We start from the raw sequence: 7,309 nt of genomic DNA on the forward strand, positions 1-7,309 counted from the left end.
CCCTGTGGGAGCGGGCTTGCCCGCGATGGCGTCGTGTCAGGCAACCAAAGACTTACTGACTCACCGCCGAACCTGCTTCAGGGTTTCAGCAATCAAAAACGCCAATTCCAGCGACTGATCGGCATTCATCCGCGGGTCGCAGTGGGTGTGGTAACGATCCGACAAGCCATCCTCGGTAATCGGCCGCGCGCCGCCGATGCATTCGGTGACGTTCTGCCCGGTCATTTCGATGTGGATGCCGCCGGCATAACTGCCTTCCGCCTCGTGAACCTGGAAGAACTGTTTCACCTCGCCAAGAATCTGCGCGAAGTCGCGGGTCTTATAGCCGCTGCTGGCCTTGATGGTGTTGCCGTGCATCGGGTCGGAACTCCAAAGCACCTGCTTGCCTTCGCGCTGCACCGCGCGGATCAGCTGTGGCAGGTGATCGCCGACCTTGTTCGCGCCCATCCGCGCAATCAGGTTCAGGCGACCCGGGTCGTTGTCCGGGTTGAGCACATCGATCAGGCGAATCAGGTCTTCGGGGTTCATGCTCGGGCCGACCTTCACGCCGATCGGGTTGTGCACCCCGCGCAGGAACTCGACATGCGCGCCGTTCAGTTGACGAGTACGGTCGCCGATCCACAGCATGTGGGCCGAGCAATCGTAGTAATCATTGGTCAGGCTGTCGCGACGCACGAAGGCTTCTTCGTAGTTAAGCAGCAGCGCTTCATGGGCGGTGAAAAAACTGGTTTCGCGCAGTTGTGGTGAACTGTCCATGCCGCAGGCGCGCATGAAGGCCAGGGTCTCATCGATGCGATCGGCCAGATGGCTGTACTTCTCGGCCAGCGCCGAGTTGGCGATGAAATCCAGGTTCCACTTGTGCACCTGATGCAGGTCGGCAAAGCCGCCTTGGGCGAAGGCACGCAACAGGTTCAGGGTTGCCGTGGACTGGTGATAAGACTGCAGCAGACGTTCCGGGTCCGGCACGCGGCTTTTTTCGTCGAAACCGATGCCGTTGACGATGTCGCCACGGTAGGCCGGCAGCGTCACGCCATTGATGGTTTCATCGTTGGCCGAACGGGGTTTGGCGAACTGGCCGGCCATGCGTCCGACTTTGACCACCGGGCAACCGGCGGCGAAGGTCATGACGATCGCCATCTGCAGCAACACTTTAAACGTGTCACGAATTTTCGCGGCGGAGAATTCGGCGAAGCTTTCGGCGCAGTCGCCGCCTTGCAACAGAAACGCCCGGCCCTGGGTCACTTCGGCAAACTGACGACGCAACTCCCGGGCTTCACCGGCAAACACCAGCGGCGGATAGCTCGCCAGGGTTTGCTCGACATGCAGCAAATGCGCCGCGTCGGGGTATTGGGGTTGTTGCTGGATCGGCAGGGCGCGCCAGCTGTCAGGGCTCCAGGGTTGGCTCATTGCAGTCTCTAGTGTTTTACGCTCGGACGGTTATGTTATCAGCAATTAGTGCGTGACCTGTTCCCGTCGCTTCGCGGACAATCGGGCCTTTGCCGCGCTACCCACGCGGTCTTATTGCACTGCTATTTATTACATTGCAGGCCCGGTGACATCAGGAGACGAAATGACTGAGGAGCGCGTCGAGCATCTGCTCGCCGAGGTACAGGATGAATTCGGCGTGATTCGCGTGCTGGAAGTGGCCGATTACCGTTTTCTGGAGTTCGGTGATGCCATCGAACAGAGCTGCGTATTCACCGCCGATCCGAGCTGGCTCGAATACGATTACACCCGGGCGATGCTGATTGGCGCGCTGTGCCACGAACAGCCGGAAAGCGCGCTGTTCCTCGGGCTCGGCGCCGGTACTCTGACTCAAGCCTGTCTTAAGTTCCTGCCGCTGGAAGATGTCGAAGCCATCGAATTGCGCCCGGATGTACCGCGCCTGGCCATCGAATACCTCGGGCTGGATGACGATCCACGGCTGTACATCCGCGTCGGCGATGCCCTGGAGTTGCTCGATACGGCTGAATCGGCCGATCTGATTTTCGTCGACCTCTATACCGATGTCGGGCCGGGTGTCGGGCATCTGGCCTGGGGTTTTTTGGAAAACTGTCAGAAACGGTTGAATCCGGGTGGCTGGCTGGTGATCAACCAGTGGGCCACCGACGATGGTCGACCGTTGGGGGCGGCGTTGTTGCGCGGTCTTTATCACCGGCATTACTGGGAACTGCCAGTGAAGGAGGGCAACGTGATTCTGATCGTGCCATCGGAGCTGGATCAGGAACTGAATATGGATGGGCTGATCGCGCGGGCTGAAGGCTTGGCGCCGCAATTGGGGTATTCGTTGCAGTCGTTGATCAAGGCGATTCGGCCGGCGACATAGAGGGTGGTTGGTCTTTAGGGCCTCTTCGCGGGCAAGCCTCGCTCCTACAGGATGTGCGTAGCCATTGTAGGAGCGAGGCTTGCCCGCGAAGGCTTCCTTCCCGTCAACACATCCCTCAAAGCCCTTTGAAAACCCCCGGCCGCTTCTCGATCATCGACCGTACACCCTCCTTGGCATCTTCGCTGTTCAGCAATTTCTTCACCTGCGCCGGCAAGGCCTGCGCTGCCGCCATTTCCCCTTCATAGCGCGCCTGCCGGGCCGACATCAGCGTTGCCTGAACCCCCAGCGGCGCCTGCCGGGCAATCCGTTCAGCCAGTTCAATGGCCCGCGGCAATAAATCCTCGCTGGCCATGACCTCCTGCACCAACCCCAGATGCAAGGCGTCATGAGCGTCGAATTCATCGCCAGTAAGCAGCCAGCGCATCGCATTGCCCCAGCCGGCGACCTGATGCAGGCGCAAAGTGGCGCCGCCGAACGGGAAGATCCCGCGCTGCACTTCCTTCTGGGCAAAACGGGTATTGCTGGCGCACAGGTTGATATCGGCAGCCAGCATCAATTCGATGCCAACGGTCAGGCAGTAGCCTTGCGCCGCGACAATCACTGGTTTGCTGACCCTGGGGCCTGCGAGCACGCCCCATGGGTCGCAGCCACCGGGCGGTGCCTGCCAGCCTTCGGCCAGGGCCGCGCCGGCGCTGATCAGATCGAGCCCGGCAGTGAAATGCTCACCATGACCGAACACCACCGCGACCCGCGCCTCGCTGTCGGCCTCGAACTCGCCATAGGCCAGGCTGAGTGCGTTGAGCAGGTCGAGGTCGAAGGCATTGCGTTTGGCCACCCGATCCAGGCCGATCATCAGGACATGGCCGTGTCGTTCACGGGTTACACGACTGGGGCTGGGCTGATTCATGGGGCATTTCCTCGGGCGGGAAGGGGCGGGAAGGGATATGTGAGACCGCAGGTCTGCGTCACAAGAGTGAACCGTTTTAGCGCCATCGTCAGCAGGGCCGGGCCTTTGCAAAATAGACCGTCGCGCGATTATCCGCAAAGCCCGTGACACAACGCTGTACGTCGGTTTTTTCCGATAAAAAAAGCTCCCTTTTTGGGCGAATTCCGGTATAGTGCGCGCCGGCCTTTAACCTGGCCGCGTTTAGGTAGCGCAATTCCCCGAAGTCAGCTTCGGCTGCACGTCCGCACAGCGGACTCTTCCTTGACGAATCTTTTTCATTCATTCGTTTTCGCAAATCCCCGCCGACAAAGCAGCCAGGGCGACTCTTGAGTCTTACACGGCATGCGCAGCTTTGGAGCATGGGTCTTTGCGGATGCACTTAGAGGCAGACCCATGACCCAGGAAACCGGCGGCTTCGCCGCTTTTAATCTTAATCCGAATATTCTTGCAGCCGTCATTGCGACCGGCTACGAAGAACCTTCGGCTATTCAGCAGCAATCGATCCCGATCATCATGGCCGGCCACGACATGATTGGCCAAGCGCAAACCGGTACGGGTAAAACCGCCGCGTTCGCCCTGCCGATCCTGCACCGCATCGATCCTGCCAAGCGCGAGCCGCAAGCCCTGATCCTGGCGCCAACCCGTGAGTTGGCGCTGCAAGTAGCAACCGCTTTCGAAACCTACGCCAAGCAAATGCCTGGTGTTACCGTTGTGGCCGTTTACGGCGGCGCGCCTATGGGCCCACAACTGAAAGCAATCCGTAATGGCGCACAGATCGTTGTCGCCACGCCGGGCCGTCTGTGCGACCACCTGCGTCGCGACGAAAAAGTTCTGGCTACCGTGAACCACCTGGTTCTCGACGAAGCCGATGAAATGCTCAAACTGGGTTTCATGGACGACCTCGAAGTCATCTTCAAGGCCCTGCCAGCAACCCGTCAGACCGTATTGTTCTCGGCCACCCTGCCGCAGTCGATCCGTGCCATTGCCGAACGCCATCTGCGCGATCCGCAACACGTGAAGATCCAGACCAAGACTCAGACCGTTACCGCGATCGAACAGGCTCACCTGTTGGTTCACGCTGACCAGAAGACCTCGGCTGTATTGAGCCTGCTGGAAGTGGAAGATTTCGACGCCCTGATCATGTTCGTGCGCACCAAGCAAGCGACCCTGGACCTGGCCAGCGCCCTGGAAGCCAAAGGCTACAAAGCCGCTGCGCTGAACGGTGACATTGCTCAGAACCAGCGTGAGCGCGTGATCGAATCCCTCAAGGATGGCCGTCTGGACATCGTTGTGGCGACCGACGTTGCCGCTCGTGGTCTGGACGTTCCGCGCATCACTCACGTGTTCAACGTTGACATGCCGTACGATCCTGAGTCCTACGTTCACCGTATCGGCCGTACCGGCCGTGCCGGTCGCGAAGGTCGCGCACTGCTGCTGGTGACTCCGCGTGAGCGCCGCATGCTGCAAGTGATCGAGCGTGTAACCGGTCAGAAGGTTGCCGAAGTTCGTCTGCCGGACGCCCAAGCCGTTCTCGATGCCCGCATCAAGAAACTGACCAACAGCCTGTCGCCGCTGGTCGCTGATGCCGAATCGACTCACGGTGATCTGCTGGATCGCCTGACCGCCGACATCGGTTGCACCCCGCGTGCACTGGCCGCTGCTCTGCTGCGCAAGGCAACCAACGCTCAGGCGCTGACCCTGGCCGCAATCGAGAAAGAACGTCCATTGGTGCCGAACAATGCACCGCGTGGCGATCGTCCAGAGCGTACCGGTGATCGTCCGGACCGTGGTGATCGCGAGCGTCGTGCTCCGGTTCCATTGGCCGAAGGTCGTGCTCGTTGCCGTACCGCGCTGGGTGCGCGTGATGGTATCGCTGCCAAGAACCTGCTGGGCGCCATCCTGAATGAAGGCGGTTTGGCGCGTGAAGCCATCGGTCGCATCCAGGTGCGTGACAGCTTCAGCCTTGTCGAGCTGCCGGAAGATGGTCTGGAGAAACTTCTGACCAAGCTGAAGGACACTCGCGTTGCCGGTAAGCAGTTGAAGCTGCGTCGCTATCGCGAAGATTGATCCGCTCTTGGGCTGATTGATCGAACATAAAAAATCCCCGACTGGTTCGGGGATTTTTTTTGCCTGAAAAAAGATCGCAGCCTCGTTTCACTCGACAGCTCCTACAGGAATGTCGTCGAGCGCGGTCAATGTAGGAGCTGCCGAAGGCTCGGGCCGCGTTCGGACGATCTTTTGATCTTGACGTTATCCGAACCGATAAATGTCCATTCCCAGCGCCCCCATGGTGAACCCCTGGTGCGCAATGCTGAACTCACCCCCAGCCCCACGGGCAAAATACAGCGGCAGCAGATGCTCGTCACTCGGATGGTTGCGCACGGCATTCGGAGCTTGCCGGCGATAGTCGTGCAACGCGGCTTCGTCGTTCGCTTCGAGTTTCTCGATCATCCAGTCGCGAAACGCCTTGGCCCAGGGTTCGACGCTTTCCGGGCCGGCGTGCCAGTCCAGTTCGCGCAGGTTGTGGGTGATGCTGCCGGAGCCGATCAACAGCACACCGTGTTCGCGCAGGCTGGCCAAGGCATGGCCGACGCGGGTTTGCAGGGCAGGGCCGCCACGGGTGGGCAGCGAAACCTGCACCACCGGGATGTCAGCCTGCGGATACATCAACGACAAGGGTACCCAAACGCCATGGTCGAACGGTCGCTGGGTGTCGATGCGTGCCGGCAGGCCATCGGCCTTCAGCAGCTCGACCACCTCCACCGCCAGTTGCGGATTGCCGGGGGCCGGGTATTGCACTTCGAACAAGGCCTGCGGGAATCCGCCGAAGTCATGCCAGGTTTCAGGCTGAAGGTTGCCGCTGACCAGCAGTTCGCTGCTTTCCCAGTGTGCGGAAACCATCACGATGGCTTTGGGTTTCGGTAATGCTGCGGCCAGACGCGTGAGGGCCGGTCCGCTGGCGCCGGGTTCCAGGGCTAGCATCGGGGAGCCATGAGAGATATACAGGCTGGGGAACATGAATGAGCTCCTGAGAGTAAGATGGCACCATCTTCAGTCAGATCATTGATCTAAATCTAATATAAGTTTTAGGGTCTTTTGATCGAATTTTTCGGGGTTAATTATGCAGCCGGAGTTTTGGCACAAACGATGGGCGTCGAATCAGATCGGCTTTCATCTGCCGGAAGTGAATCCTTATCTGCAACGGTTCTGGCCCGCGTTAGGCCTGGAAGAGGGCGCTCGCGTGCTGGTGCCTTTGTGTGGGAAAAGTCTGGATCTGTTGTGGCTGGCGCACCAAGGTCATGAGGTCTTGGGGGTTGAGCTGTCGGAAAAGGCCGTGGAGGATTTTTTCAGTGAGCATCAATTTGACCCGGACGTCAGTGAGCAGGGACCGTTCAAGGTCTACCGCGCCGGTTCAATCGAGTTGTGGTGTGGCGATTTCTTTGAGCTGACGGCAGGCGATGTCGCCGACTGCAGCGGGTTGTACGACCGCGCGGCATTGATCGCCTTGCCGCCGGCGATGCGAGAGCAATACGCGGCTCATCTGATTCGGATTCTGCCGAAGGATGCTTCAGGGCTTTTGATTACGCTGGATTACGACCAGGCGCAAATGGCCGGGCCGCCGTTTGCTGTGCTTGATGATGAAGTGCAGCGGTTGTTCGGCAATGTGTGGGCGCTGAAGATTCTGGAAGACCAAGACGTTCTGGGTGAGAGCTGGAAGTTTCTTGAGGCCGGTGTGACACGGCTTGAAGAGCGGGTTTATCGGGTTTCCAGCCATTAAGGTGTGTTGAGTTTGCTGGCCTCTTCGCGGGCAAGCCTCGCTCCTACAGGGTTGGTGTCGATCTTGAAATCAGCGTGGACCTGTAGGAGCGAGGCTTGCCCGCGAAGAGGCCCTGAAGAGCACCGCACGAATCAAACAGACAAAAAAAGGCCCGCATCGCTGCGGGCCTTTTTTTAGTGCAGTGTCTCGTCCTGAATAAGGTTTACACCTTCTGACTTCTTATCAGGAAGGTGCAATGGATACGGGCGCAAAACGCAGT

The 7,309-nt window shown here is 59.4% G+C and carries 6 protein-coding genes; 3 read left to right on the forward strand and 3 right to left on the reverse strand.

Annotation, left to right across the window (positions count from 1 at the left end; genetic code table 11):
* Positions 1 to 60: 60 nt before the first annotated feature.
* A complete protein-coding gene (locus NHU87_RS16415) occupies positions 61 to 1,407 on the reverse strand; it encodes a class II 3-deoxy-7-phosphoheptulonate synthase (RefSeq protein ID WP_253550642.1) in 1,347 nt (448 codons plus the stop codon).
* A 163-nt stretch (positions 1,408 to 1,570) separates the two neighbouring features.
* Here NHU87_RS16415 and NHU87_RS16420 point away from each other — a divergent pair, with 163 nt between their 5' ends.
* On the forward strand, positions 1,571 to 2,326 hold the full coding sequence (locus tag NHU87_RS16420; protein ID WP_253550646.1) for a spermidine synthase: 756 nt from the start codon (positions 1,571 to 1,573) through the stop codon (positions 2,324 to 2,326).
* A gap of 115 nt (positions 2,327 to 2,441) precedes the next feature.
* Here the strand turns inward: NHU87_RS16420 and NHU87_RS16425 are convergent, their stop codons facing one another.
* Entirely contained in the window at positions 2,442 to 3,233 is a 792-nt protein-coding gene (locus NHU87_RS16425) for a crotonase/enoyl-CoA hydratase family protein (protein WP_253550649.1), read from the reverse strand.
* Positions 3,234 to 3,665: 432 nt separating this feature from the next.
* Between NHU87_RS16425 and NHU87_RS16430 the strand changes: the two genes are divergently transcribed.
* Positions 3,666 to 5,339 carry a DEAD/DEAH box helicase gene (locus NHU87_RS16430; protein WP_007943712.1) on the forward strand — a complete coding sequence of 558 codons (1,674 nt, stop codon included), beginning with the start codon at positions 3,666 to 3,668 and terminating at the stop codon, positions 5,337 to 5,339.
* Positions 5,340 to 5,522: 183 nt separating this feature from the next.
* Here NHU87_RS16430 and NHU87_RS16435 read toward each other — a convergent pair whose 3' ends face one another.
* Entirely contained in the window at positions 5,523 to 6,290 is a 768-nt protein-coding gene (locus NHU87_RS16435) for a DODA-type extradiol aromatic ring-opening family dioxygenase (protein WP_253550651.1), read from the reverse strand.
* Positions 6,291 to 6,393: 103 nt separating this feature from the next.
* On the opposite strand from NHU87_RS16435, the gene NHU87_RS16440 reads away from it, so the two are divergent.
* A complete protein-coding gene (locus NHU87_RS16440) occupies positions 6,394 to 7,050 on the forward strand; it encodes a thiopurine S-methyltransferase (protein WP_253550654.1) in 657 nt (218 codons plus the stop codon).
* The last annotated feature ends 259 nt before the right edge of the window (positions 7,051 to 7,309 follow it).

It is taken from the genome of Pseudomonas mandelii, assembly GCF_024138395.1.
In the GTDB taxonomy this organism is placed as follows: domain Bacteria; phylum Pseudomonadota; class Gammaproteobacteria; order Pseudomonadales; family Pseudomonadaceae; genus Aquipseudomonas; species Aquipseudomonas mandelii_E.